A 25,083-nucleotide genomic window follows, 5' to 3' on the forward strand; every position below is an offset into this window, starting at 1 on the left:
CCCGCCCGGCCCCCCCCCGCCCCCCCCCCCCCCCCCCCCCCCCCCCCCCCCCCCCCCCCCCCCCCCACGGAAGGTGAGGAGAACGGCCGTGCCCAGACAGGTGGACCACGAGGGCCGGCGGCTGCTGGTCGCCGACGCCGTCCTCGCCCTCGCCGACGAACGCGGCCTGGAGGGCGTGACCCTGCGCGACGTCGCCGCCCGCGCGGGGGTGTCCATGGGGGCCGTGCAGCGGTGCTTCCGCACCAAGGAGGAGATGCTGGTGTTCGCGCTGACCCACATCGGCGAGCGGATCACCGGCCGGGTCCGCCAGGACCCGGCGGGCGGGCCCGAACGCTCCGCCCGGACCGCCCTGCGCCACGCGGCCACCGAGGTCTCGCTGCTCCGGCAGGAGCACCGCGCCGAGGCCCGGATCTGGCTGGCGTTCCTCGCCCAGGCCGTCGTCAGCGCACCGCTCGCCCGCACCCTCCGGACCGACTACGCGGCCCTGGAGGACGCGTTCACCCGGCTGGTCGGGCAAGCGGCCGAGGAGACCGGCGCGCAGACGGGACCGGACGACGCCCGCCGGGCGGCCCGGACCCTCCTCGCCCTCGCGGACGGCCTCACCGCGCACGTCCTCGTCGGCCACCTCACCCCGCGCCAGGCCCAAGAGGTCCTCGGCGGCCACCTGGCCGGCCTCCTGGGCCCGTGAACGTGCGCTGCCGCGCCGGTCAGCCCTGGCAGACGCCGCGCTCGTAGTCGTACGTGGCGGCGGCCCGCGAGAAGCGCCACTGCGGGGCGAGCAGCCCCTCGGCCAGCTGGCCGGCCGCGGCCGGGCTCTCCACGACGTAGCCGAAGTCCTGGAGCCAGGACGGGTAGAGGTTCTTGGACCCGATGTAGAACGCGGAGCCGTCGACCGAGACCAGCTTGTGGTGCTGCGCGTACGCGTGCCCGTCGGCCCACTGCGGGCGCTCGGAGCTGCGGAACGAAGCCAGCTGCAGGTTCGAGCACATCGCCGTGCGCGTCGCGCCGGCGTCCCCGGTCAGGACGTTCAGCCGGTTGCGCAGCACGTCGCTGATCTCGTTCAGGGACTTGATCTGCGAGTAGCCGCCGCTGCCCACCGTGCCGCGGTTGGCCGGATCACTGACCACGATCCGGACCTTCACCCCGGCCGCCAGCTTGGCGGCGAGGGTGTCGTAGAGGCGGATGTCGTAGCGCGGCAGCGGCGGACAGGTGGCGTTCATGTCCTGCTGCGAGATCTCCACGTGCCGGGTGGCCCCGGCGACCAGGGAGCGCAGGGCGCTCTCCTCGGGGTTGACGGTGTCGTAGTCGCGGTCGGCGTTGGTGTTGTCGTGCAGGCCGACCACGCACCTGGTGTCCGGCGCGGTCGGCAGGACCGGCGCGAACGTCGAGGCCGGGTCGCGGTCCGCGATGCCGACGCCGAGCCCGCCGACGGCCACGACCGCAACCCCGTCGCCCGCTCCGCCGCCGGTCGCGGTCCCCGCCGCGGGCGCGGCCTCGCGCGGCAGGGTCGGCATGCAACCGGCGCCGTTGGAGGAGGCGAACCAGACGCTCGTCCAGCTCGACCGGTTGCGGCAGGTCCAGTCCCACAGCGTGTCCAGGTACGCGCCCGCGGACCCGGCCGCCGGGCCGGTCAGGGCCAGGTCCACGTCGGCCACCGGGTGGGAGGTCTGCAGGTAGTCGCCCTTCCAGCTGTTGATCCCGCCGGTGATCACGGACGTGCCGTCGACCACCAGCAGCTTGGAGTGGTTCCACGAGAAGGCCGTCCTGGACGTGGTCATCGAGGCCACGTTGAGGTTGACGCCGGCCGCGGCCGGGCCCAGCTTGGCCACCAGCTCGTCGCGGTACTTCGAGGGGACGACCGTCGAGTGGTAGACGGGCGCGGCGCCGACCAGGATCCGGACGTCGAGCCGGTGCCCCGACTGCACCGACGCCTTCAGGCCCGCCACGATCGCGTCCTGGAAGGCGCCGTCGGGGAAGGGGGCCAGGGTGGAGATGTCCACGCTGCGCCGCGCCTGGGAGATGTTCTGGGTCGTCTTGGCCAGCAGCCGCTCGGTCCCCGGACGCCCGGCGCACGTGGCGTCTCCCCAGCAGCCGGGCGTCTGCAGCAGCCAGTCGGCGCCGCCGGGCGCCGAGGCGTCGAGCCGGTTGCCCGCCGTACGCTCCCACACACGGCCTTCGAGGCCGGGGGAGACCTGACGCAGGGTCTGCTCGACCGCGTCCAGGTACGGGGTGCTACCGGGGGAGGGGTTCGCCGGGGCGGCCAGCGCGCCGGAGGCCGGCAGCAGGGTCAGGGCGAGGGCGAGGGCTGGAACCGCCGCGTGGCGCGGACGTATCACGGTGTTTCCTTCGTGCAGATGACGTGCGGGTGTCGAGATCGACCCGCGGAAGTTACCAGCCCGTAGCGGGAGTTCGGGATTCCGTTGGGACGGATCCGGCCACGCCCCGCGCCCGCCGCGCCGGAGCCCCGTGTCGTAGCACCCGGACCGGGCCCCGGGGGGTCGATAGTGGGACCGTGCACGAGAGGTCGAGGGGTTCCGCGACGCCGCCGCGGGACCCGGACGGCGGCGCCTGGTCCGGGCCCGAAGGGGCACGGGCGTTCGCCGCCGTGGAGGCGGCCACCGACTGGCTGCTCGGCTACCCCTTCGTCTTCCGGCACCTCGCCCGCCGGATCGGCGAGGGAGACGTCCTGGTCGACTACGGCTGCGGCCCCGGCACGGTCGCCGACGCCGCGGCCCGCCGGCTGGGCGCCCGGGTGCTGGGCGTGGACACCTCACCCGAGATGCTCGAACTGGCCCGCCGCGCCGGGACCGCCGTGGCGGAATTCCACCTGGTCGAACACGGCCGGGCGACCGGCCTGCCGGACGGCTGCGCCGACGCGGTGATGTGCAACCACGTGCTCGCGTCGGTGCCCACGCAGGAGGGGCTGCTCGCGGTGTTCACCGAGGTCCGCCGACTGCTGCGGCCCGGCGGGCCGTTCGTCCTGCTGACCACCGACCCCGCCTGCGCCGGGCCGGAGTACGCGTCGCTGCGCATCGGCGGACCGGGGCCGGGCCCGACGCCGGGCGAGGAGTTCACGGTGCGGCTGCTGCGCAGGGACGGCAGCTGGCAGGAGGTGCGCAACCACGCCTGGCCCGTGGAGCTGTTCGCGGGTCTGCTCCACGACACCGGCTTCCACGACGTCACGCAGCACCGCCCCACGGTGGACGAGGCCGAGGAGGTCGCCGACCCCGACGTCGTGCGCAGCCGCGACTGGGAGGCCGAGCGGAGGCGTCCACCGCTGGTGGTCACCACCGCGGTGGCGCACTGAGTCGCCCTGGCCCGCCGCTCCGCCCGCTCACGGGCCGGTACGGTAGCTCCCGGTGCATCAACGAGCGGCGGATTGTGAGTACCTTCTGTTCATGCACATCGACGGCGCAGGTCAGCGGCAGCGGGGTCATGTCCTGCTCATAGCGGGGGACGCCGCGGTGCGGCGGCGCGCGGTCCAGGTCGCACCGAGTGCGAACCTGGCGGCGCTGGCCGTGGTTCCCCCCGAGCTCCTGTTGGGCAGCACCATCCCGAGCGACACCACCTACCTGGACGGTGCCCGGGACCCCAACACCGTGCTGATGCGGCTGCGCGCGGCCGCCGCGACCCCGGGACCGCTGCTCGTCTACCTCTCCGGACGGCTCACCGTCGACCGCCGCGGCCGGCAGCTCCACCTGGCGCTGGCCGGCACCACGTCCTCCTCGGTCCGGTACACCGCGCTGCCCTGGGACTGGCTGACCACCGAACTGCGCGGGCGTCCCGCCGCGCTGACCACCGTCGTCCTCGACCTCGCGGCGGACAAGGCCGCCTGGCCCGTCCTCCAGCAGCACGGCACCGCGCCGCTCGTCCCGCCCGCCGAGGTCTACGGCGTGGTCGTACCGCCCGCGTTCGCCGGCGGCGGCGAAGCCGTCAGCACCTACACCCGGCACTGGATCGACGAACTGCGCCGCATGCCCAGCCGGCCGGCCAACGCCCAGTTGCACGCCTTCGCCGTGGGCTCCGCGGCACTTCCGCCCGGCGCCCTGGTCCTGCCGTCCACCCGCGAACTCGCCGCCTCCCCGGCCGGGGTCCCGGCGGGGTTCGGCGGGTACGGCGCGGCCGGGTCGGGGGCCGGACAGGGGGCCGAAGCGGCGTACGGCGCCCCGCACGCGGCCGGTGCGGCGCACGCGCCGAGCGCCGCCCCGGACCCGGACGTCGGCGGGGCCCGTTCCCCGCATCCGCACCACGAACCCGCCCACGGGACGGCTGCCGACGGGACCGCTGCCCACGGGACGGCGGTCGGCGGGACCGCTGCCGACGGGCGGCCCGGCGACGAACCGCCGGGTGCGGACCGCGCCGACACCGCGGCCCTCGCCACGCTGGCCGATCCGCCCCTGCCGCCGCTCCCCCCGCTGCCGCCGGACGCCGGGCCGGGCACGGACCCGCGGCCCCACATCCACGCCCTGGCCACTTCGGGGAAGCACCCGGAAGCGGCCGACCTGGCGCGTTCCTGGGAGGAGTACGCGATCCAGACCTGCGGCCGTACCTCGCCCGAGGCCACCCACTGGCGGGAGATCCGCGCCGACCTGGCCCGGATGGCGGGCGACCACCGGCAGGCCACCCGGCTGTGGATCAGCGCCGGCCGGACCCGCCTGGCCCGTCAGCCCTCCGACGCCACCGAGGTCCTCGCGGCCGCGGCCGGGGCCCTGTACTGCTGGACCCAGGTCAGCGACACCGACGACGCCGCCGAGGCCGGCCCGGACCTGCTGAGCCTGCTCCAGGCGCTGCCGACCCTCGATCCGGACCTGCTCACGCGCGTCGAGCGCCGGCTGGAGGTCCTGCAGCGCACGGCGAGTTGAGGGCACGAGCCCTGTCTGGCAGAGGGGTGGCCGGGGACGCGAGCCCCGGACCGGCGCCGCAGGCGCGGGGGATTACAGGAGGGGTGCGTGCCCGCGGCCGCCGGGGCGGCCGCCCCGGGCCGCTCACCACGGACCGGCCGCCGCTTCCAGCATAGGCCGGGTCGGGGAGGGTCAGCGCGTCGGCGCACAGGGCGTGGCGGCGAGGCTACGCACCGCACCAGGCGGGGGGCCGTGGGCCGCCGGCCGTCAGCCGTCGGCCGGGCGCGGGCCGGTGTTGGCCCGGCGGACCCGTTCGTCGTCGGCCGGCGGTTCCGCCCCCGTCCCGGTCCGCGACGGCACGCCGGGCGCCCGCCCGTGGTCGTCCACGACACCGCCCTCGTGCTGGAGCTTGGGGCGCCGGGGCACGGGCGGAGCCTCCGGCTCCGCGGGCGCCTCCGGCTGCTCCTCGGCCTCCGGCTCCGGGAGCGCCGAGCGCAGCGCCCGCTCCGCGGCCTGCGGATCACGGACGGACAGGGCCAGGCGGCCGAAGGGGGCGCCCGGGCCCAGGTCGAGGCAGAGCACCGGCCCGATGCCCCGCACCACCGTGAAGTCCTCGCCCTGCGCCGTCCGCCGGATGCCGACGGACCGGCCCGGGCGGCGCCCTCCCCGGTCCGCCACCCCGCGCAGCGCCCGCCACCAGGACGGCTCCACGAAGACCTCGCGCACCGCGGCGACGGGCACGCGCACCGTACGGCGGCGCGCGGCCAGCATCTCCCGCGGCGACAGCCGGACGACGACGTCGGCGCCTTCCACCGATACCCGCGGCATGACTCCTGCTCCTTCCCGCCCCGTCGGCCCCCTGGCCCCGAGGACCCTCGCGGTGCCCCGCCTACCCGCGGGCGGCACGCGTACGCGGCCCGGCCGGAGCGCGTACGCGTGCCGCCCGTGCCCGTTCAGCCGACCCGGGGGGTGGGCCGTACCTCGAAGCCGCGGCCCGGGTCCGGTTCCGCCGACGGCGGTTCCTCGTACGTCTCGACGCCCCGGACGTCCGCCGTCGGCGGCCCCGTGCGCATCCAGCCGACCATCCGGGCCACGGCGTCCTCGGCGCCCTCGAACACCGCCTCCACCTGGCCGCCGGGCAGGTTGCGCACCCAGCCGGTCACCCCGTGGGCCAGTGCCTCGGTCCGGCAGCTGTCGCGGAAGTAGACCCCTTGGACCCGTCCCGAGACGACCACGCGTGTCCGCACCATCTCAGGACGCCGCCTGCCACACCGTGGTCACGTTGCAGAACTCGCGGATGCCGTGCCCGGAGAGCTCCCGGCCGTAGCCGGAGCGCTTGACGCCGCCGAACGGCAGCGCGGGGTGGGAGGCGGTCATCCCGTTGACGTAGACGCCGCCGGCCTGGAGGTCGCGGACGAACCGGTCGACCTCGGCCTCGTCACGGGTCCACACGTTCGAGCTGAGCCCGAAGGGCGTGTGGTTGGCGCGCTCGACGGCCGCGTCGAGGTCGGCCACCCGGTACAGCGTCGCGACCGGCCCGAAGGTCTCCTCCTGGTCGATCCGCATGTCCTCGGTGATGCCGGCCAGCACGGTCGGCTCGTAGAACCAGCCCTGGTCGTGCCCCGGCGGGCGCCGCCCGCCGCACAGCACGCTCGCGCCGCGCCCGACCGCGTCGTCGACGAGTTCCTCCAGGTCGGCGCGGCCCCGTTCGGTCGCCAGGGGGCCGACGTCGGTGGTCTCCTGCAGCGGGTCGCCGACCGTCAGGGCGGCCATGCCGGCGGTGAAGCGCTCGGCGAACTCGTCGTAGACGTCGGCGTGCACGATGAACCGCTTGGCGGCGATGCAGGACTGGCCGTTGTTCTGCACCCGCGCGACGACGGCGGTGCTCGCCGCCCGCTCGATGTCGGCCGAGGGCATCACCACGAACGGGTCGCTGCCGCCCAGCTCCAGCACCGTCTTCTTCACCTCGCTGCCCGCCACCGAGGCGACGGCGCGCCCGGCGGGCTCGCTCCCGGTGAGGGTGGCCGCGGCGACCCGGCCGTCCCGCAGGACGGCTTCCACCGCGTCGGAGCCGATCAGCAAGGTCTGGAAGCAGCCGTGCGGATAGCCCGCGCGCTCGAAGAGCTCGCCCAGGTACAGGGCCGTCTGCGGGACGTTGGAGGCGTGCTTGAGCAGGCCGACGTTGCCGGCCATCAGCGCGGGCGCGGCGAACCGTACGACCTGCCAGAGGGGGAAGTTCCACGGCATCACCGCGAGGACCACGCCGAGCGGCCGGTAGTGCGCCCGGACCGCCGAGGCGCCGCTGTCGCGGACGTCCGCGTCGGCAGGGCGCTCGTCGGCGAGCAGGGACTCGGCGTGGGTGGCGTACCAGCGCATCGCCTTGACGCACTTGGCGGCCTCCGCGCGGGCCGCGGCCAGGGGCTTGCCCATCTCGATCGTCATGGTGCGGGCGATGTCGTCGAGGTCGCCCTCCAGCAGATCGGCGGCCCGGTTCAGGAGCGCGGACCGCTGGGCGAAACCGGTGGTGCGGAAGGCGGCGAAGGCGTGCGCGGCGTCGGCGAGGCACTGGTCGATCTCGCCCGGACCCAGCGGGTCGAACGTGCGCAGCGTCTCACCCGTGGCCGGGTTCACCGTGGCAATCGGCATCGTTCGCCTCCGCTCGGTCGGGCTTGCCAACTCCTCGACCCTGCCCCGTGCGGCACGGCCCCGCAAACGCGGGTCCGCCGTGGTGCGGACGCCCGGTACGGACGCACAGCAACGACCTACGAAGCGGGACTCCCTGCGCCGGCATTGTCCGGATCAGGTGCTGGGGGTCGCCCTCGGGTCACTGCATCCCTCGGGCCTCTCAGCCCGACCGAAGACGTCGGCCCTGGCGGACTCCACTACCTTCCGCCGAAGTCGGCTACTCCAGTCGAACTCCCTCGCTCGCCTCGTAGGCCTATTACCAGATTATCGCTTTTCGGTAGGTTCGCGCCGGAAAAGTCCGGAATTTTTCGGGGAGGTTCCCGGCGGTGTCCCGCGCCCCGGGCCGATACCCCACGGCGTGGTCCCCCCGCCCGGCAACCGCCGGCGGTTCCGCGTCGTCTCCGCCGCTGACGGCGGGCGGACGAGACGGACCGGGGGACGGGACATGGCACGGGACGTGGCACGGGACACGGCACGGGACTTGGCACGACGGAACACGGCACCGGGCAGGGGACGCGGCAGCGGAGCGGCCACGGCACGGGTCGCGCCCGGGCGCCGCGGCCCGGGCGCGACCCGTGCCCGGACGGCCGCGCTGACGGCGGCCGCCGTGCTGGCCCTCGCGGCCTGTACGCCGGGCGAGGAGGGACCCGCCCCGGCCCCGTCCGGATCCGCGCGGGGCACCGGCCCGGCCCCTTCCGCACCGGCGGCTCCGCCGGCCGCCCCCTCCGGCGCACCGGCCGCCCCTTCCGGCCCCGCGCGCCCCGGGCCGGTCGTCCGTACGGGCGTCCCGTGGCACCTGGACCGCCTCGACCAGCGCAAACGCCCGCTCGACGGGAAGTTCACCGTCGCCGCGGACGGCTCCGGGGTCACCGTCTACGTCATCGACACCGGTCTCGACGTCGGGCACCCCGAGTTCGCCGGCCGCGCCACCCCGGGCGCCGACTTCGTGGGCGCGCCCGACTCCGGGGACTGCTTCGACGGTGCGGGGCTGGGCCACGGCACCTTCGTGGCGGGCGTCATCGCCGGCCGGACGCACGGCATCGCCCCCCGGGCGCGCCTCGTGCGCGTCCAGGCGATCAGCTGCGACGAGGGCGGCGGGGCCTCCCGTCCGCAGGACGTCACGCCGGGACCCGGGGGACCGGCCGGCGCGACCCCCGGGCCCGACGACGCGGCGATCGTCAAGGCGGCCGACTGGGTGACCGCCCATGCGCACCGGCCGGCCGTGGTGAACATGTCCCTCAACCTCAAGAACCGTTCCGCCACCGTCGACGCCGCCGTCCGGCGCATGATCGACGCCGGGATCACCACGGTCGTCGCGGCGGGCAACTTCAACGACGACGCCTGCGGGCACTCCCCGGCCGGGGTCGAGGGCGCGCTCGTCGTCGCGGCCGCGACGGACGACGACCGGCACTGGACCGACTCCGAGGGCTACGGCTCCGGCCACGGCCGCTGCGTGGACCTCTACGCGCCCGGCGGGCGGATCACCTCCGTGGTGGCGGGCGGCGGCATCGTCCAGGACGAGTCCACCGCCACCTCCTGGGCCGCGCCGCACGTCACGGGCGTGGCCGCCCTCCACCTGTCGGCCCACCCCACCGCGACCCCGGCGCAGGTCCGGGCGTGGATCGTCGAACGGGCCACCCCCGGAGTCCTCAAGGGCGTACCCGCCGGCACTACGGACCGGCTCCTGCACTCCGGCGGCCTGTGACGGGGCGGCCCTCTTCACCGGGGGAGGGGGCGGCCGTCGCCGCCCCGGCGAAGGGGGCGTCCGTCGTCACGCCAGCGCGTCGAGCAGCTCCCGCTCCCGCCCGGCGCTGAGGCCGGCCCGCCGGGGCCGGTCCAACCCCTCCGCCCGCTCCCACCGCAGGGTGTCGGCCAGCAGCTCGGCCCGGGGCCGGTGCCGCAGCCCCGCGGCCCGCGCCGCGGCGCCGGTCCGCGCCGACCAGCCCTCCCAGCCGGCCTCCGCCAGCCACATCGGCAGCGACTCCGGCCCCATGTACTCGGCCACGCCCTGCTCCAGCAGCCACTGCGAGGACGCGCCGACCACCGGCCCGGTGTGGCCGCCGACGGCACGGGACAGCTCGATCCACTCCGCGAACGGCACGACCGGACCCACCGCGTCGTACGTCCCGGTGGTGCCGCGCTCCGCGCTGTCGAGCAGCCACGCGGTCAGGTCCCGTACGTCGACGGTCTGGGTCGGCAGGTCCGGCGCGTCCGGGACCAGCAGCGGTGCCTGCGGGGCGCGCGCGGCGCGGGCCACCCAGTAGCCCGAGCGCCCGCTGTGGTCGCCCGGGCCGCCGATCAGCCCGGCGCGCGCGATCAGCAGGCGGTCGCCCACGGCGGCCGTCGACGCCTGCTCACAGGCGACCTTGGCCTCCCCGTACCGCGAGCGGTCCGCCTCGTCGTCGGCGAGCGGCGGCAGCAGCTCCGTGGACTCGTCCGCGCCCGCCACGCCGTGGGAGGCGTAGGCGCTGACCGAGGACACGTAGCTCCAGTGCCGCGCCCGCCCACCGAGCGCCGCCAGCGCGCCCCGGACGAAGCCGGGCTGCCAGGACACCTCCAGGACCGCGTCCCAGGTCCGGTCCGCCAGCGCCGCGTACGCGGCCGGGTCGCGCCGGTCGGCCGCCACCAGCCGGGCCCCCTCTGCCACGGCGCCGCTCTCACCCCGCGCCAGGCACGTCACCGCGTGCCCCCGCCCGACCGCCTGCCGCGCCAGCTCCCGGCCCAGCCAGGCCGTCCCACCCAGAACCAAGATCTCCATGCGCCCACCCAAGCACCCGCCGGCAGGCACGGGCACCCGACTTCGCGGAGAGCGGAGGCCGGCGGCGGACGCGAGTCGTCTCACCCGTTCGGCGCCCACGCGCCCTCCCGCTCGCCGAGGTCCTCCACTCCGGGTCCGCAAGGCGTTTCCGGACCACTGGTCGTTCCTGCTCAGGGGAGATCGCCCCCTACAGCCCGCTCGTGCTCCCGCTCACCGGCACCTGGCCGACCTTCTTCTTGGCTCAGCGGCCGACCACGAACTCCGCGCGCTGGAGGGCCTCGCGCTCGACGATCGCCGCACGGCAGGCCTGGACGAACTTCTTGTACTGGGCGTTGGCCTTGCACGACGTGCCGCGGTCCGCCGGGGAGTCGGCGCTCGGGGCGAAGAAGCTGTCGCGCAGCTCGCGGGTCAGCTCCAGCTGGGCACCCCGCCCGGTCATCGTGCGGTTGCAGATGTTGAGCTCCTCGTCACCGTTGACGTCACCGCTGCCCGGGAAGATCTGGAAGCCGGCGCTCTTCAGGCGCCGGGTGAGGATGTCGCGGAACGTGGCGTCCCGGCCGCCCACGACCACGCCCTTCTTGTCGGGCAGCCCGCCCGGGTTGTCGGCGTACGCCGGGTGGGCCTGCTCCCACCGCAGACCGTGCACGCTGAGGGTGTTCAGGCTGCTCGCCGCCATCGACAGGGCCATGTGGTCGTCGCAGTGGACGGAGGTGACGTGCAGTTCGGAGTTGTTGGAGCTCCGGGTGCCTTCGAGCATCCAGAAGTCGTACACCGGCTCGGCGGCGGCCAGGCCGGGGTAGCGCTGCCCGGCGTTGACGGGCTCCGGGTCGTAGCCGGCGATGCCCAGGCACAGCTCGCTGGTGCCCACCTCGATACCGCCGCCGTGGATCGCGAGGACGGTCGTCAGCATGTACGGGGGGTGGCCGTCCCGGTCGAAGTCCGCGATCTGGTGGCGCTTGAAGCGCCGCACGAAGTCCTTGCCCTCGCCGTCGGCCGGGTCCGCGGAGGCCGCGAAGGCGCGGTACATGTCGGTGTTGGACGCGAAGCGGTCGTCGGCGGAGGTCGCGTACGCCGTGCCGCCCGTCACCGCGGACAGCACCGAGCCGCCGACGGCCGCCGCGGCGAGGCCGGCGAGCAGGGAACGGCGGCTGGCGCCCGAGGCCTGGGCGCCGCCGTCGCGCTGCTGGGTGCGGAACTGCTGCTGAGACACGGGTCGTCCCCCCTGGGATGATCTTGAGCGGTCAGCAGGCAGCCTAGGGACGTCCGCACCGGGACGCACCGCACAGGCGGTGGCCGGTTCCGTCCACGGACGGAACCGGCCACCACCGGTCGTCTTCCGCTCCCCGCCCGGTCAGGGCCCGGCCAGGGCGTTGTCGTCGCGGGTGTCGGCGCACAGCGCCCAGATCACGAAGACCGCGATCGCGATCGCGATGATCGCCCACAAGGGCTGGTACGGCAGCCACAGGAAGTGCAGGATCACGGACAGGGACGCGAACACGATGCCCATGACCCGGCCCCATCCCTTGTCCGCCAGGATGGCGAGACCGGTGACGAGCAGGAGCACTCCGAGGAGGAGGTGGATCCAGCCCCACGCGGTCAGGTCGAACTTGAAGATGTAGTCGTTGATGATCGTGTACACCTGGTCCTTGGCCAGGGCGACGATGCCTTCGAGGAGCGTGAAGACACCGCTGACCGCCAGCATCACGCCGGCGAAGACCGTGCCGCCGTTCGCCCAGGCGTTGCCGCCGCTGCCGGACCGGGTCGGCACTCGGCCGCCGGAGGTGCCGGGCGTGCCCGCCGGCGGGGTGCTGCCAGGAGTGGTCGTCATGGCGCCACCTTCCTCGTGTCAGGTGCGCCCGGGCGTCGTGCACCAGGACCGTCCTGCGCCTGCCCAGGCTGTTCGAGCATGGGCCGAACGGGTACGGGCGGCGACCGGTGCTGAGCCGTTCGGGTGAATCAGTCGGCCCTGACCGGCTCGGCCGCCGTGGTCGCCGGCGGGGCCGCTGCCGGGGCCGTTGTGGCCGCCGGGGCCGCCGGGGCCGCCGGGGCCGCCGGGGCCGCCGTCGGACGGCGGCGGCTCAGGGCCCGGGGACCCCACCAGTTGCCGTCCCGCATCAGCGTCATCGTGGCGGGCACCAGCAGGCAGCGCACCAGCGTGGCGTCCACCACGACCACCACCAGGAGCGCGATCGCCAGCTGCTTGACCACCAGCAGCTCACCGGTGGCGAAACCGGCGAACACCAGGCACATCAACGCCGCCGACGAGCTGATGATCCGTGCCGAGCGCCGCAGCCCGAGCTCCACCGCCCGGTCGTTGCCGTACCCGGCGTCGTACAGCTCCTGGATCCGGCACAGAAGGAACACCTCGTAGTCCATGGACAGGCCGAAGGCGAGCGTGAACACGACCACCGGCAGCCAGTAGCCCAGTCCTCCGAGGGTGTGGACGCCCAGCAGCTCCGCGCCCCACCCGTCCTGGAACACCAGCACCAAGGCGCCGAAGGAGGCACCCAGCGACAGCGTGTTCATCACCAGCGCCTTGAGCGGCAGCAGCACCGATCCCGTCATCAGCAGCAACAGCACACCGGTGGTCAGCGCCATCAACGCCGCCGCCCACGGCGCCCGGTCCACGACCTCGGCCCGGAAGTCCAGGTCGGCGGCGCCGCGGCCGGTCACCCAGGCCTGGAACCCGGCCGGCCGCTCGGCCCGCAGCAGCCGCACCAGCCGCTCACCGGGCACGCCCGCGGCCTCGGGCCGTCCCTCCCGCCCGTCCTCGCCGGTCGCGGGGGCGATCCGGACCGCGGCGACGCCCGGACCCAGCGCGGTGGCAGGCGCCACCTCGGCGACCTCGGGGCGGCCGGCGAAACGCTCCGCCCAGGCGTCGAGCCGGGCCGGACCGGTCCGCGCGACCACGACGGCCGCGTCGGGCCGGTGGTGCGGGAACCGCTCCGCCACCAGGTCCGCGTACCGGCGGGCCTCGGCCGCCGGGGGCAGCTGCTGCTCCCCGACGGGGCTGACCAGGTGCACCCGCAGGAACGGCACGGCGCAGGCGAGCAGCAGCACCGCGACACCGGCCGCGACCGGCGCCGCGTGCCGCCGCGTCCAGCGGGCCAGCCGGGCGAACCCGTCCCCCGCGTCCTCCCTCGCGCCGTCCCCCGCGCCGTCGCGAGGGCCGTCGCGATGGACGACGCGAGGGCCGTCCCCCGCGCTGTCGCCAGGGCCGTCCCCCGCGCCGCCACGGACGGCGGACCCGCTCGGCGCTCGGGTGCCGATCCGGTGGGCGAAGGCCGTCAGCAGCGCGGGCGTCAGCGTCAGCGCGGCGGCCAGCGACAGGGCCACCGTCCCGGCCGCGGCCAGACCCAGGGCGGCGTAGAAGTCGCTGGGGAAGACGGCCAGTCCGCACAGCGCGGCGGCCACGACGAGCGCGGCGAAGGAGACCGTCCGTCCGGCGGTCCGCATCGTCCGCTCGACGGCCTCGGGCGGCGGGTGCCCGGCGGCCCGTTCCTCCCGGAACCGGCCCACCGTCATCAACGCGTAGTCGATCGCCAGCCCCAGCCCGAGCATGGTCGTGGTCGACAGGGCGGGGGAGGAGAGGGCGTACCAGCGCGACAGCAGGAGCAGCCACAGCATCCCCGTGAGCACCGTGCTCACCGCCGCGAGCACCGGCACCGAGGCGGCGGCGAGGCCCCCGAAGAGCAGGTAGACCACCACCAGCGTCAACGGCAACGTGATCAGCTCGCTGCGGCGGGTGTCGGCCACCGAGCGCGCGGCCACCGCCCGGCGAGCCCGGTCACTGCCGCCGAGCGTCACCTCCACGCCGGGCCGGGCGCCGGCGATCGCGCGCAGCCGCGACTCGACGTCCGCCTCGGCCCGCTCCAAGGCCTTCCCGGCCCATTCCCGCCGGAAGCGCACGGAAACGAGCACCGCCCGGCCGTCGGCCGCCACCCCCGCCTCGGCCCGGCCATGCGCTGCCACCCCTGCCGCCGTCCGGCCGTGCGCTGCCGCTCCGGCCGGGGCCCGGCTGTCCGCTTCGGCTCCGGTCCGGGTCCGGCTGTCCGTTGCCGCGCCTGCCTGGGTCCGGCCGTGCGCTGCCACCCCCGCCTGGGTCCGGCCGTGTGCTGCCGCTCCCGCTCCCGCTTCGGCTCGGCCGTCCGTTGCCCCTCCGGTCAGGGTCCGGCTGTGCGCTGCCACCCCTGCCGCGGTCCGGCCGTGCGCTGCCGCTCCGGCCTGGGCCCGGCTGTCCGCTTCGGCTCCTGCCTGGGTCCGGCTGTCCGTTCCCGCTCCTGCCTGGGTCCGGCCGTGCGCTGCTACCCCTGCCGCGGTCCGGCCGTCCGCTGCCGCTCCCGCTTCGGTCCGGCCGTGCGCTGCCACTCCGGCCTGGGCCCGGCCGTGCGCGGCCGCTCCCGCCGGGGCCCGGCCCTCGGCCACCACCTCCGCCTCCGCCCGGCCGTTCGCCGCCCCGCCGCGCCCCGAGCGGCCGTCGCCCGCCCCGGGCGGCGCGTCACGGTCCGGCGGGTCCGGCAGGGGGGCGCCGGTGGGGGCGGGACGGTCGGCGGCCGGGTCCTGGCCGGGGTGCCGGGAGGGGATGGGCAGGGCGGCGGGCGGCACGGTCATTCCCTGCACGCCCGGGATCGCCGTGATCCCGCGGCGCGCCGCGTCCAGCGCGCGCCGCAGGGCCGGGTCGGTCACGGGCGCGCCGGCCACCACCGCGTCGATCTGCTCGCCGTACGTCCGTGCGCCCGCGATCACCTCGTTGGCCTCGACCGACTCGTGTTCCGCCACGCTCCACGCCTGCCGGTCCAGGCGGTCCAGGACCGGGCCCACCGCACCGAGCCCGGCCCCCACGAGCAGGACCCACACCGTCAGCACCACCCGGTGGTGGCGCACGCAGAGGCGGGCGAGGGAGGTCACGCCACGGGTGTCCATTCGAACGTCGGGGCTGAGGTACACCCCTAACGATCGGGACGATCGGACGTGGACCTGACCAACTGTCACCGAATGCAGTACGTCCGCTCAGCGGATACGCGAGGCGATTGGCCGGACATCGCCTTAGCGTGCCGTGCGCGGGTTCCTACGATTCCGGTACCCGGTCCTCCTGGATCGAGGGAACCCACCCGCATGCGCTCCGTCCGTCGCGCGCCCTGGCTCGTCATCCTCGACTTGTCATGGGCATGCCTTTCTGTGCAAGCAGTCGATTGGAGAACCATGGCCGGAGGACTGTGGGCGGGCGGCGCGATCGCCGCCCTGCTCGCCACCGCCCTGCCCGTGCAGCACCAAGGACCGTCGGCGATCGTCGACCCGCCCCCCGACAAGATCGTGATCGACATCGCCACGGTCAACGGCTCCGGCTGTCCCAAGGACACCGCCGCCATCGCGGTGTCCCAGGACAACACCGCCTTCACCGTGACCTACAGCCAGTACCTCGCCCAGCTCGGCGGCGGCGCGCCGCCCACCGAGGCCCGCAAGAACTGCCAGCTCAACCTGGTCGTGCACGTCCCCCAGGGCTTCACGTACGCCGTCGCCAGCGCCGACTACCGCGGCTACGCCGCCCTGGCCCCGGGCGCGAGCAGCACGCAGAAGGCCTCGTACTACTTCCAGGGCTCGCCGCAGACGGCCTACCGGACGCACACCTTCCGTGGCCCCTACGACGACAACTGGCAGGCCACGGACGAGACCGACTGGGCGCAACTGGTCTGGGCACCCTGCGGGGTGCAGCGGAACTTCAACATCAACACCGAGCTCCGCATCAACAAGGGCACCTCCGCTCCTGGTTCCGTCAGCTACATGACCATGGACTCCACCGACGGCGACATCAGCACGATCTACCACCTGGCCTGGAAGGAGTGTCCCGGCAGGTGAGCCGCGGACGGCCGGGTCGTGCGACGGCCCGGCCGTCCGGACCCTCCGCCGCCGTGTGTCGCTCCCCTCTATGATCTTGACCGTGAACGAGGGCATACGAGAAGAACTCCCGGGTGACGAGGGCGAGTGGTACGACGCCGACGACTGCGACGACCACTACTTCGACAGCCCCGCCTGGCGTGCCCCCGCCCTGGAGACCTCCGCCTGAGCGACACCGCCCCCCCGGGCCCGACCGTGAAGACGGTGGCGCTGCGCCCCTACGCACTGCTGCCTCGGCAGTACGACAGCCGGAAGGTGCTGGCTTCCACGGTGGACGCCTGGGGAAGGGCCTTGTGGTTGATCTGCCCCGATGCCGTCCTCCCCGCGAACCGCTACGGGAAGGCCCGGCCCCAGCCCCTGACGGTGCCCTTCGACGCGCTCGTCGTCATCGACGACGCAGGACGCGTGGAGGAACGGCCCCTGTACGGTGTGCCCTTGGTGCCGATCCGCCTCGACGCCCTGCCCAACGGCCGGTTCGTCCTGCAGGGCAGCGGATTCGCCGGCGACCGCAACGCTCAGATATTCGGTCGCGACGGCCGCCCCCGCCACCGCTTCGCCCTGGGCACTGCGGTGGAGTTCATGATGGCGGACCGCCGGCACCACCTCTGGAGCGCCTACTACGACGAAGGGGTCTACGTCGACCCCGTTCAGCGCCGCCGGTCTGGCCCGATGGGACAGCGGGGGCAACCGCCTGTGGGAGTACTGGCCGCCCCAGGGAGCCCCCCACATCGACACCGTCTACGCCCTCAACGTCACCGACGCAGCGGCCTGGGCCGTCTACTGGCCCGAATTCCCCCTCCTCGAATCCCGGCCCGACGGGCGCAGCCGGGTGTGGAAGAGCCCCGTGAAGTCCCCTCTGGGCCTGGCGGTCCAGGGCAACGACGTCCTCTTCCTCGGCGGCGGTCCACGTCGTGCCGGTCGACGGGACCAGCTGCACCACTGCAGCCTGACCGACGGTGAAGCGGTCGTGGTCGAGGAAGCCGTCCTCACCATGCCCAACGGAGCACCGCTGTCGGAGTACGCCCGTCCGGTCGGCCGCGGACCGAACCTCTACCTGCACAGCCGGTCCGGGAAGCAGTGGTACGTACTGAGCCTGTAGCCGGCACGCGGGGCCGAGCTCACCCTGTGGGCCGAACCCGGTGGAAGCCCACCTCGGGGGCGTGGACCGTGACGGTGCCGGAGCCGAGCAGCTCGGCCTCGGCTACGCGTCCGCCGGTATGAGGCCCGTCGGACCGGCCACCTGCTTCGACCACGCCATGAGCGCCGGCGCGTCCGCGGCCGACCGGGCGGCCCAGGCGATGTAGCCGTCGGGGCGGATCAGGAACAGGCCGCGGCCGTAGGACGCGTACGCGCCGATCCGGGCCGTGCGCAGGCGGGGGAGCGCGGGCAGCTGCTCCGGGAGGTCGGTGTCGACGGCCAGCAAGGTGAAGTGCGGGCCCCGGAAGAGGTCGAAGAGCCGGACGCCGTCGCGCCGGCCGTCCGGCGCGCGGTCGCCCGCGGCCACACCCTCCTCGGGGATGTCCGCGCGGTGCTCCTCGGTGAGCGACGAGTCCCGGACGTGCAGGCCCAGCTGCCGGGTGGCGGCCCCGCGCCGGGCCCGGCCGCGGTGGATGCTCGTGGACAGCCCCAGCATGGCGGCCGCGTTCGGCAGCCGCTCCTCCTCGTACGTGTCGAGCAGCGCCTCGGGCGCGCCGTCGCGCAGCACCGCCGCCAGCTTCCAGCCCAGGTTGTACGCGTCCTGGACGCTGGTGTTCAGCCCCTGGCCGCCGGCCGGTGAGTGGATGTGGGCGGCGTCGCCCGCGAGGAAGACGCGTCCGGCGCGGAAGCGGTCGGCGAGCGCCGCGTTCACCGTGAAGTCCGAGGCCCACCGGACCTCGGTGACCTCATCCGCCCGGACGTGGGTCAGCTCGGCCACCAGCGCGCGCACATCGTCCGCGGTGAGCTCCTCGCGCGCTTGCGGGTACTGCCCGACGAACTGGAACACGTCCGTGCCGGGCAGCGGGCACACGGCCGCGAAGCCCCGGCTGCCGTCCTCGGCCGGAGGGAACATGTGCCAGTGGTCGCGGTCGAGGGAGGTGATCACGACGTCGGCGACGAGCACCGGGGTGGCGTCGACGCGCTCGCCGGTCATCTTGATGCCGGTCAGCCGGCGCACCGTGGACCGGCCGCCGTCGGCCCCGACGACGTACCGCGCGCGGACGGTGCGGGCCTCGCCTCCCTCGGCCGCGACGAGCACGGCCTCCACGCCCTCGGCGTCCTGCGTGAGCTCGGTCAGCTCCTGGCCGAACCGCACGTCACCGCCCAGGGCGCGCAGCCGGGCGAGCAGTATCTCCTGGGTGCGCCACTGAGGCAGCAGCCACGGGCCCACGTACGGCGCCTGCTCGGTCGCCCGCACCTCGTCGAACATCCGGTGCTCACCCAGCCGGGTCCCGTCCCTCCAGGCCATCCCGACCGGAGCGGTCCCGCCGAGCCGCAGGACCTCGTCGAGCACGCCGAGATCGTCGAAGACCTCCAGCGTGCGCGGCTGGATGCCCTTGCCGCGGGAGCCGGGGAACAGCCCCGGCGCGCGTTCCACGACGAGGGGGTGCAGCCCCCGCCGGGCCAGGTCGCAGGCCAGCGCCAACCCGGTCGGTCCGGCGCCCACGACCAGCACCTCGGTCCCGGGGTCCGCCACGTCGTTCCTCACGGTCTTCCTCACGGTCTTCCTCACGTCCCTCGTGCCTCCCCACTCGCTCGCGCGACGCCGCACCGGTGGCGACGTCGCCTCCGTCTCCTTAACGGCGTTAAGGAGCCTGCCTGACGAGAGTGCCCTTAACGCTGTTAAGCTGTCAACCCCCAGAAGGAGGAGAGGCAGGACATGACTCCCGCGTCCGACCGCACCCCGCCGCGCGTCCCCCCGCTGAGCCGCGAAACGGTCGCCGAGGCCGCCCTGCGCCTGCTGAACGAGACGGGGCTGGACAAGCTGACCCTGCGCGCCATCGCCACCGAGCTGAACGTGAAGGCCCCCGCGCTGTACTGGCACTTCAGGAACAAGCAGGAGCTCATCGACGAGATGGCCACCGAGATGTACCGGCGCATGACGGCCGCGCCGCAGCCCCTCACGGACGGGGCGTCACCACCCACCTGGCGGGACCGGGTCATGGCCGCCTGCGTGGGCCTGCGGCGCGCCCTGCTCGCCTACCGCGACGGCGCCCGCGTCTTCAGCGGCTCGCGCTTCACCGGCACCGAGCACGCCGAGCACACGGAGGTCCACTTGCGCGCGCTGCTGGACGCCGGCTTCGACCTGCCCCAGGCGGTCCGCACCTTCTCGACGGCCTTCGCCTACACCCTGGGGTTCGTCAGCGAGGAGCAGGGCGTCCAGCCCATGCCGGGCGAACGCCGCGAGGGCTACGACGTGACCGAGCGCGGCGAGCGCCTCGCCGCGTACCCGGTCGCGGCGGCGGCCGGCCCGCACATCTTCGAGGACTACGACGCCCACTTCGAAGAAGGACTGCACCTCATCCTCGACGGGGTCAGCGCCCGCTACGGCATCCGCTGACGGCCGTCCTCCGCTCCTCACCCATCCGTCACGACCCCCGCGATCCGGGCTGCCACCGCCGCCCCCGCCAGCAGGACGACCTGGACGGCGCAGAAGACCAGGGGGAGCCAGAACAGCAGGGCCGTACCGAACAACCCGTTCAGCACGACGACGAAGAAACCGGCGAACAGGAGGTGGAAGAGGGCCAGGAGGCGTCCGGCGAACAGGGACCACAGCAGCACGATCGCCGAGACCCAGGCCAGGGCCAGCCACTCGTCGAGCGAGGCCTCCGCCCGCGGCGGGTAGCTGGACACCTCGCCGTAGGCCTCCATCCGCACCACCGAGCCGCGCCACGTGCGCAGTTCCGCCGCGTCCCCCGGTTTCGCCTCCTGGTACGCCTTCCTGCTGGTGCCGAGCCAGTCGGTGCCGCCCTGCCAGGAGACCCGCACCTGGTAGTAGGGCGTGCACGTGGAGGTGCCGCCGGTACCGCCGGCGGTGCCCGCCGTGCTCCCCGCGCTGCCCGAACTCGTCGTGCAGTGCTGGCCGGAGCGACGGTCGAGGATCGTTCCGGTCTCCTTGCGCACGCAGCCGTCGCGGTTGCAGACCACGGCGTCGCGGTACGCGAGGGTCTCGTGGTAGCCGTCGACGGTGGCCGAAACGCCGCAGTACAGGCCGATCACCGCCGCGACCGCGACGAACGCCCGTAGCCAGACGGGCAGTCGTCGCTCGTACCACTTCCGGGCGAAAGCACGCGGCCTCATCCTCAGGTCATGCCCGGCACGGGCGCCGCCCAAGCGGGCGCCCTCCGAGCGGGGGCGCGGTCAGTCGGCCACGGGCGCCGTCGTCGGCGCCAGTTGGCGGCGGAGGAAGGCCACCGTCCGTTCGCGGGCCTCGAAGGCCGGGTGGCCGGGCGTCTCGCGGACCTCGTGGGTGATCACCGAGTGGGCGCGCGGACCGAAGCCGTCCGGGTTGCCGGGCCGCGAGTCGAGCTCGATGTACTCGAAGGCGCTGCCCAGTCGCCGGCGCAGCGTGTCGAACCGTTCGGCCGGGACGAGCGCGTCCCCGGTGAACCGCATGCCCAGGACGCACAGGTCGTCCTCCCGGGTCCGCCGGACCACCTCGCCCAGCTCGCCCTCGGACAGCCCGGCGTCGGCCCGGCACGCCTTGGTCAGCGGCAGCGGCAGCGAGGGCTGGCTCATCACGGCGGCGAGGACCGTGTCGTCCACGGCGGCGGCCAAGGCGAAACCGCCCGAGAAGCACAGGCCGACGACGCCGACACCCGCACCCGGGGTGCGGGCGGCGACCTCGCGGGCCAGGGCCCGCAGGTAGTCGGCCACCGGCCGCCGCCCGCCGGTGGCGAAGGCGAGGAACTCGCGGGAGACGCACGCCCGGGCCATGGTCACGAACGCCCGCGCCCCGAAGGCGGGCGCACCGGGCGTGCCGTACAGCGACGGGACCACCACGGTGAACCCGCTGTCGACCAGATGCTGTGCCAGCCCCGTCACCTCCGGGCTGATGCCGGGCAGCTCCGGCAGCAGGACGACCCCGGGCCCCTCCCCCCGCTCGTAGCAGTCGTGTGTGACGCCCTGCCAGGAGAACGGCTCCCGGCGCCATCCGGCCAGCTGGGACACGGGTGCTGATCCGCTCACGGTGACCTCTCAACGGCGGGTGGTGTCGATGCCTACCGGGCAGTATCCACCCGTCCTCCGGCTCCTGGACCCACCGGTGTCGGGCCGCTGCGCCAGACGGCCCTGGTGCGGGTGCGGCCCGCCGACGGCTCCTCGACGCTGAATCCCGGTGCGGGCCACCAGAACTGCGGCCCGGCCTCCTCCACGCGTACGTACGAGAAGGGATTTCCCATGCTCAAGCCGGTGATTCTCGGTGGAGCCGCCGCGATGCTGCTCGTCACCGCCGCCGCTCCGCCCGCGGGGGCCGACGACCTCGCTCCCACCGGGAAGATCACGGTGGACGTGGCCACGGTCAACGGTTCGGGCTGCCGCCCCGGCAGCGCGGCCGTCGCCGTCGCCCCCGACAACACGGCCTTCACCGTCACCTACAGCGAGTACCTGGCCCGCGCCGGCGGGGACAGCACGGCGGTCGAGGGCCGCAAGAACTGCCAGCTCTCGCTGGTCGTCAACGTCCCCCAGGGCTACACGTACGCCATCGCCCAGGTCGACTACCGGGGCTTCGGCAGCCTCCAGCCCGGTGCCGTCGGCACGCAGAAGGCCAGCTACTACTTCCAGGGCATGAGCCAGACCGCCGCCCGCAGCCACCGCTTCCAGGGCGCGCTCGACGACAACTGGCAGGTCACCGACACGGCGGACATCCACGCGCTGGTCTTCGCGCCGTGCGGGGAGAAGCGGAACTTCAACATCAACACCGAACTGCGCGCCGAGGTCGGCACGTCCGACCCGACCAGGACCAGCTACATGGCGCTGGACTCGACGGACGGCAGCATCAACAGCAAGTACCACTTCGCCTGGAAGAAGTGCGAGGCGCCGGCCTGACGGCCCCTGCCCGACGACCCCTGCTCGACGGCTGACGGCTGACGGCTGACGGCTGACGGCTGACGGCCGACGGCTGACCCGGCCGGGGCGTGGGCCCCGCCCGGGTCAGTGGGCGAAGGGCAGGAAGGAGTTCACGGCGGTGTCGAAGTGGGTGCGGGCCTCGCGCATCCGGCCCGTCGGGGCCGACACCCACACGTCGTAGAGCAGCCCCTCGTCCTCCCAGCAGATGTCGAAGGTGTGCCGGGGACCCTCGGCCGCGCTGAACCCCTTCCAGGTGAACTCCCAGAACGCGGCCGGCTGCCCGAAGTGGGTGGTCTCGGTCACCGAGTTGTCGCGGTACCCCGGGTTGTTGACCGGGCCCTTCCGGTCGGCTTCCCGCATCGCGCCGAGCGCCCCGCCGGGCGGAACGGCGCTGATCTTGATGCCCACCCTGACGGCCTGGTCCGGGGTGATGTAGAAGATCCGTTCGCCGTCGGTCGACCGCCGGGAGCCCGCGGGGACCAGCAAGCTGAACGTGCGCTCGCTGACCGACGTGTAGCCGGCCGGTGGATACGACCCCCGCGGTGTCTGCGGAGGCGTCGCCCGCTCCGACGGCGCGGGCGAGGGCGAACCGGCCGGTGGCGGCGCGGACGATGACGACGGGCCGGAGGAGGACGGCGGTGCCGTCGGCGCAGGACTGTACGGGGCCGTCACCGAGCTGCTCGGGCCGGCCAGACCGCCGTCCGGCGTCCGGTCGTTCAGCAGGGTCACCGCCGTGACCGCGCCGACGCAGGCCGCCACCGCCCCCGCCACCACCAGGGCGACCCGCGCGCCCCGGTGCCGGTCGAGCCGGTCGAGGCGGTCGGTCCGTTCCGGGCGCGGGGAGCGGTCCAGGGCCGGTTCGCCGGGGTCGGGGGTGTCCTGGCGGACGGGCTCGGCGGGCCGGGGGCCCGCGGGTTCGGTCGGGGTGTACGCCGCCCCGCCCGCGCCGCCGCCCGCCTTGTCGTCGCCGGCCGCGCACGCGGCCAGCAGCCGCCGGGCCCGCTCGGCGTCCAGTCTGCGCTCCGGATCCCGTTCCAGCAGACCGCGTACCACCGGCAGCAGCGGCCCCAGCCGCGCCGACGGCCTGATCTCCTCGTAGACGACGGCGTGCAGCACCGCCCCGAGCGAGTCCCGGCGGAACGGCGACTCGCCCGTCACCGCCGCGCACAGCAGGGCCCCGAGCGACCACAGGTCGGAGGCCGGACCGGCGTCCGCGCCCTGCATCCGCTCCGGAGCCGAGTACTCCGGCGTGCCCGCGAAGACTCCGGTCCCACTGATCGTCGTCGCGCCGGGCATGCTGGCGATGCCGAAATCGGTCAGCACCACCCGGCCCGTGCCCGCCTCCAGCAGGACGTTCGCCGGTTTGACGTCCCGGTGCAGCACGTCGTGCGCGTGGGCGGCGGTCAACGCGTCCAGGAGGTCCACACCGATCCGGGCGGCCTCCCGCGGGGACAGGGCCCCGCCGACGGCGGCCAGCCGGTCGGCGAGCGAGCCGCCGTCGACCAACTCCATCACGATGAACGGCCGGCCGTCGTCCTCGACGACGTCGTGGACGACGATCACGTGCGGATGCCGGATCTGCGCCACGGCCCGCGCCTCGCGCAGCGCGCCCGCCGGATCGACCCCCGCCTCGACGTTCAGCTCCTTGACCGCGACGGAGCGGCCGAGCAGTTCGTCGGTGGCCCGCCACACCACGCCCATGCCCCCGCGACCCAGCCGCTCCCGCAGCCGGTACCGCCCGCCTATCACCGTGCGGCCCCCGCCGACCTCGCGGTCGTCGTCCGGCCCGTCACGCAGCGCCATTCCTGACCCCCCGTCCGTCACCACCGTCATGATGCCGTACCCGCCCCGGCCCCGGCGCCGATCCGCCGGGTGTCGTCAACGCCAGCCCGGGTGGGCCTCGTTCAGCGACTCGGGCGTCAGGCGGCGCGGATCGGTGCCGTCGGCGCGGACCGCCCAGATCACCGGGGCCTCGTACGGGCCGCGGACGAAGGCCAGCCAGCCGCCGTCGGGGGACCAGGCCGGGTCCATCTCGTGCTCGCCGGTCGAGACCAGGGCGCGGTCGCCGGTCCCGTCGGTGCCCACGAGGCGGATGTCACCCTGCGTGCCCTGGCCGTAGGTCCCGCCCGTGTACGCGAACGTGCGGCCGTCGGGGGACCACATCGGGTCGAACGCCGGGTGCGGCAGCCGGGTCACCTGCTGCGGGGCGGTCCCCGGGGCCTCGGGGTCCACCAGGTGGATCTGCCAACCGTCCTTGCCGGCCTGGAGGCAGACGGCGATCCGCTTGCCGTCCGGCGACCACGCCGGGTCCTCCACGGGGCCGCGGCCGGTGGTCAGCTGGACCGCCGAGCCGTCGGCTACGTTCACGACGAAGAGCTGCTGGACGCCGTCCTTGGTGCGCAGCACGGCCAGGCGCTTGCCGTCGGGGGACCAGGAGGCCCGGCCTCCGGCGACGTCGATGATCCGGCGGGGGTTGGAACCGTCGGCGTCGGCCGTCCAGACCGAGGAGCCCTGCGCGGTGGTCCGGGTGTAGGCGAACGACCGGCGGTCCGGGGACCACTGGGGCAGGCTCGGGCAGCCGTCGGTGGAGGTCAGCCCGGACGGCGTGGCGCTGTCCGGGGTGCGCCGGGCGATGACGCTGCGGCAGTTCTGCACGCCGAGCACCGGGTCCGCGCGGATCAGCAACGGGGCCGTGGGGAACGGGGCCGGGCCCGTCGGGCCGGGCGAGGAGGGCGCCCCGGTGCCACCGCCCTTGGCGCCGTCGTCCGACCCCGACCCGGACCCGCCGGACCACGGCTGCAGTACCAGGACGGCGACCGTCGACAGCGCGACCAGGGCCGCCGCCGCGATCGGCACCGC

22 protein-coding genes are annotated in these 25,083 nt (G+C 74.8%); 9 read left to right on the forward strand and 13 right to left on the reverse strand.

The genetic code is table 11. The features are described from left to right. Positions 1 to 88 precede the first annotated feature (88 nt). Complete coding sequence (locus LG632_RS20300; protein ID WP_226728819.1) at positions 89 to 688, forward strand: TetR/AcrR family transcriptional regulator; 600 nt, start codon at positions 89 to 91, stop codon at positions 686 to 688. Positions 689 to 707: 19 nt separating this feature from the next. Here LG632_RS20300 and LG632_RS20305 read toward each other — a convergent pair whose 3' ends face one another. After that, positions 708 to 2,336, reverse strand: a complete 1,629-nt coding sequence (locus tag LG632_RS20305; protein WP_226728801.1) for a phospholipase D-like domain-containing protein — start codon at positions 2,334 to 2,336, stop codon at positions 708 to 710. Positions 2,337 to 2,512: 176 nt separating this feature from the next. Here LG632_RS20305 and LG632_RS20310 point away from each other — a divergent pair, with 176 nt between their 5' ends. Both LG632_RS20310 and LG632_RS20315 read left to right on the forward strand, forming a co-directional pair. After that, positions 2,513 to 3,307 carry a class I SAM-dependent methyltransferase gene (locus LG632_RS20310; protein ID WP_226728802.1) on the forward strand — a complete coding sequence of 265 codons (795 nt, stop codon included), beginning with the start codon at positions 2,513 to 2,515 and terminating at the stop codon, positions 3,305 to 3,307. A 91-nt stretch (positions 3,308 to 3,398) separates the two neighbouring features. Beyond that, positions 3,399 to 4,862, forward strand: a complete 1,464-nt coding sequence (locus tag LG632_RS20315) for a hypothetical protein (RefSeq protein ID WP_226728803.1) — start codon at positions 3,399 to 3,401, stop codon at positions 4,860 to 4,862. A 246-nt stretch (positions 4,863 to 5,108) separates the two neighbouring features. On the opposite strand, the gene LG632_RS20320 is transcribed toward LG632_RS20315, so the two are convergent. The 3 genes from LG632_RS20320 to LG632_RS20330 all read right to left on the reverse strand — a co-directional run bounded on the left by LG632_RS20320 (position 5,109) and on the right by LG632_RS20330 (position 7,487). Next, on the reverse strand, positions 5,109 to 5,669 hold the full coding sequence (locus LG632_RS20320; protein WP_226728804.1) for a hypothetical protein: 561 nt from the start codon (positions 5,667 to 5,669) through the stop codon (positions 5,109 to 5,111). Between the two features lie 125 nt (positions 5,670 to 5,794). Next, positions 5,795 to 6,091: an acylphosphatase gene (locus tag LG632_RS20325; protein ID WP_226728805.1), complete on the reverse strand. Its 297-nt coding sequence runs from the start codon at positions 6,089 to 6,091 to the stop codon at positions 5,795 to 5,797. A gap of 1 nt (position 6,092) precedes the next feature. Continuing rightward, the gene (locus LG632_RS20330; protein WP_226728806.1) at positions 6,093 to 7,487 is read right to left on the reverse strand and encodes an NADP-dependent succinic semialdehyde dehydrogenase; all 1,395 of its coding nucleotides are present in this window, start codon (positions 7,485 to 7,487) and stop codon (positions 6,093 to 6,095) included. Positions 7,488 to 8,007: 520 nt separating this feature from the next. Between LG632_RS20330 and LG632_RS20335 the strand changes: the two genes are divergently transcribed. Beyond that, positions 8,008 to 9,231 (forward strand): S8 family peptidase, encoded by a 1,224-nt coding sequence (locus LG632_RS20335; RefSeq protein ID WP_226728807.1) that lies wholly within the window; start codon positions 8,008 to 8,010, stop codon positions 9,229 to 9,231. Between the two features lie 66 nt (positions 9,232 to 9,297). On the opposite strand, the gene LG632_RS20340 is transcribed toward LG632_RS20335, so the two are convergent. The 4 genes from LG632_RS20340 to LG632_RS20355 form a co-directional block, all read right to left on the reverse strand. Then, positions 9,298 to 10,284 carry an NAD-dependent epimerase/dehydratase family protein gene (locus tag LG632_RS20340; protein ID WP_226728808.1) on the reverse strand — a complete coding sequence of 329 codons (987 nt, stop codon included), beginning with the start codon at positions 10,282 to 10,284 and terminating at the stop codon, positions 9,298 to 9,300. Between the two features lie 241 nt (positions 10,285 to 10,525). After that, positions 10,526 to 11,494, reverse strand: coding sequence for a poly-gamma-glutamate hydrolase family protein (locus tag LG632_RS20345; RefSeq protein WP_226728809.1), 969 nt, complete (start codon positions 11,492 to 11,494; stop codon positions 10,526 to 10,528). A gap of 141 nt (positions 11,495 to 11,635) precedes the next feature. Beyond that, on the reverse strand, positions 11,636 to 12,112 hold the full coding sequence (locus tag LG632_RS20350) for a DUF7144 family membrane protein (protein ID WP_226728810.1): 477 nt from the start codon (positions 12,110 to 12,112) through the stop codon (positions 11,636 to 11,638). Between the two features lie 128 nt (positions 12,113 to 12,240). Then, positions 12,241 to 15,192: an efflux RND transporter permease subunit gene (locus LG632_RS20355; RefSeq protein WP_308108778.1), complete on the reverse strand. Its 2,952-nt coding sequence runs from the start codon at positions 15,190 to 15,192 to the stop codon at positions 12,241 to 12,243. 294 nt (positions 15,193 to 15,486) lie between these two features. Between LG632_RS20355 and LG632_RS20365 the strand changes: the two genes are divergently transcribed. From LG632_RS20365 to LG632_RS20370, 3 genes are all read left to right on the forward strand, one after another. After that, on the forward strand, positions 15,487 to 16,140 hold the full coding sequence (locus LG632_RS20365) for a DUF4360 domain-containing protein (RefSeq protein WP_226728811.1): 654 nt from the start codon (positions 15,487 to 15,489) through the stop codon (positions 16,138 to 16,140). Between the two features lie 82 nt (positions 16,141 to 16,222). Further along, the gene (locus tag LG632_RS30305) at positions 16,223 to 16,348 is read left to right on the forward strand and encodes a hypothetical protein (protein WP_264202053.1); all 126 of its coding nucleotides are present in this window, start codon (positions 16,223 to 16,225) and stop codon (positions 16,346 to 16,348) included. Positions 16,349 to 16,906: 558 nt separating this feature from the next. Then, positions 16,907 to 17,278, forward strand: coding sequence for a hypothetical protein (locus LG632_RS20370; RefSeq protein WP_508618716.1), 372 nt, complete (start codon positions 16,907 to 16,909; stop codon positions 17,276 to 17,278). Positions 17,279 to 17,380: 102 nt separating this feature from the next. Here the strand turns inward: LG632_RS20370 and LG632_RS20375 are convergent, their stop codons facing one another. Then, positions 17,381 to 18,877 (reverse strand): FAD-dependent monooxygenase, encoded by a 1,497-nt coding sequence (locus LG632_RS20375; protein WP_226728813.1) that lies wholly within the window; start codon positions 18,875 to 18,877, stop codon positions 17,381 to 17,383. 159 nt (positions 18,878 to 19,036) lie between these two features. On the opposite strand from LG632_RS20375, the gene LG632_RS20380 reads away from it, so the two are divergent. Beyond that, positions 19,037 to 19,717 (forward strand): TetR/AcrR family transcriptional regulator C-terminal domain-containing protein, encoded by a 681-nt coding sequence (locus tag LG632_RS20380; protein ID WP_226728814.1) that lies wholly within the window; start codon positions 19,037 to 19,039, stop codon positions 19,715 to 19,717. Between the two features lie 17 nt (positions 19,718 to 19,734). On the opposite strand, the gene LG632_RS20385 is transcribed toward LG632_RS20380, so the two are convergent. Then, positions 19,735 to 20,457 (reverse strand): hypothetical protein, encoded by a 723-nt coding sequence (locus tag LG632_RS20385; RefSeq protein WP_226728815.1) that lies wholly within the window; start codon positions 20,455 to 20,457, stop codon positions 19,735 to 19,737. Positions 20,458 to 20,517: 60 nt separating this feature from the next. Continuing rightward, on the reverse strand, positions 20,518 to 21,345 hold the full coding sequence (locus tag LG632_RS20390; RefSeq protein ID WP_226728816.1) for a dienelactone hydrolase family protein: 828 nt from the start codon (positions 21,343 to 21,345) through the stop codon (positions 20,518 to 20,520). Positions 21,346 to 21,555: 210 nt separating this feature from the next. On the opposite strand from LG632_RS20390, the gene LG632_RS20395 reads away from it, so the two are divergent. Beyond that, the gene (locus LG632_RS20395; protein WP_226728817.1) at positions 21,556 to 22,203 is read left to right on the forward strand and encodes a DUF4360 domain-containing protein; all 648 of its coding nucleotides are present in this window, start codon (positions 21,556 to 21,558) and stop codon (positions 22,201 to 22,203) included. 105 nt (positions 22,204 to 22,308) lie between these two features. Here the strand turns inward: LG632_RS20395 and LG632_RS20400 are convergent, their stop codons facing one another. Next, on the reverse strand, positions 22,309 to 24,027 hold the full coding sequence (locus LG632_RS20400) for a serine/threonine-protein kinase (protein WP_226728818.1): 1,719 nt from the start codon (positions 24,025 to 24,027) through the stop codon (positions 22,309 to 22,311). Positions 24,028 to 24,102: 75 nt separating this feature from the next. Further along, positions 24,103 to 25,083 (reverse strand): TolB family protein (locus tag LG632_RS20405; protein ID WP_374203526.1); only part of this gene is annotated, 981 nt, incomplete at its 5' end.

Source organism: Streptomyces antimicrobicus (assembly GCF_020532625.1).
Classification (GTDB): domain Bacteria; phylum Actinomycetota; class Actinomycetes; order Streptomycetales; family Streptomycetaceae; genus Streptomyces; species Streptomyces antimicrobicus.

Bases quoted from the DNA above. Each gene is read 5' to 3' on its own strand.
- LG632_RS20315 (WP_226728803.1), top strand. From the start codon at position 3,399: ATGCACATCGACGGCGCAGGTCAGCGGCAGCGGGGTCATGTCCTGCTC.
- LG632_RS20320 (WP_226728804.1), bottom strand. From the start codon at position 5,669: ATGCCGCGGGTATCGGTGGAAGGCGCCGACGTCGTCGTCCGGCTGTCG.
- LG632_RS20325 (WP_226728805.1), bottom strand. From the start codon at position 6,091: ATGGTGCGGACACGCGTGGTCGTCTCGGGACGGGTCCAAGGGGTCTAC.
- LG632_RS20330 (WP_226728806.1), bottom strand. From the start codon at position 7,487: ATGCCGATTGCCACGGTGAACCCGGCCACGGGTGAGACGCTGCGCACG.
- LG632_RS20340 (WP_226728808.1), bottom strand. From the start codon at position 10,284: ATGGAGATCTTGGTTCTGGGTGGGACGGCCTGGCTGGGCCGGGAGCTG.
- LG632_RS20350 (WP_226728810.1), bottom strand. From the start codon at position 12,112: ATGACGACCACTCCTGGCAGCACCCCGCCGGCGGGCACGCCCGGCACC.
- LG632_RS20365 (WP_226728811.1), top strand. From the start codon at position 15,487: ATGGCCGGAGGACTGTGGGCGGGCGGCGCGATCGCCGCCCTGCTCGCC.
- LG632_RS20380 (WP_226728814.1), top strand. From the start codon at position 19,037: ATGACTCCCGCGTCCGACCGCACCCCGCCGCGCGTCCCCCCGCTGAGC.
- LG632_RS20385 (WP_226728815.1), bottom strand. From the start codon at position 20,457: ATGAGGCCGCGTGCTTTCGCCCGGAAGTGGTACGAGCGACGACTGCCC.
- LG632_RS20395 (WP_226728817.1), top strand. From the start codon at position 21,556: ATGCTCAAGCCGGTGATTCTCGGTGGAGCCGCCGCGATGCTGCTCGTC.
- LG632_RS20400 (WP_226728818.1), bottom strand. From the start codon at position 24,027: ATGGCGCTGCGTGACGGGCCGGACGACGACCGCGAGGTCGGCGGGGGC.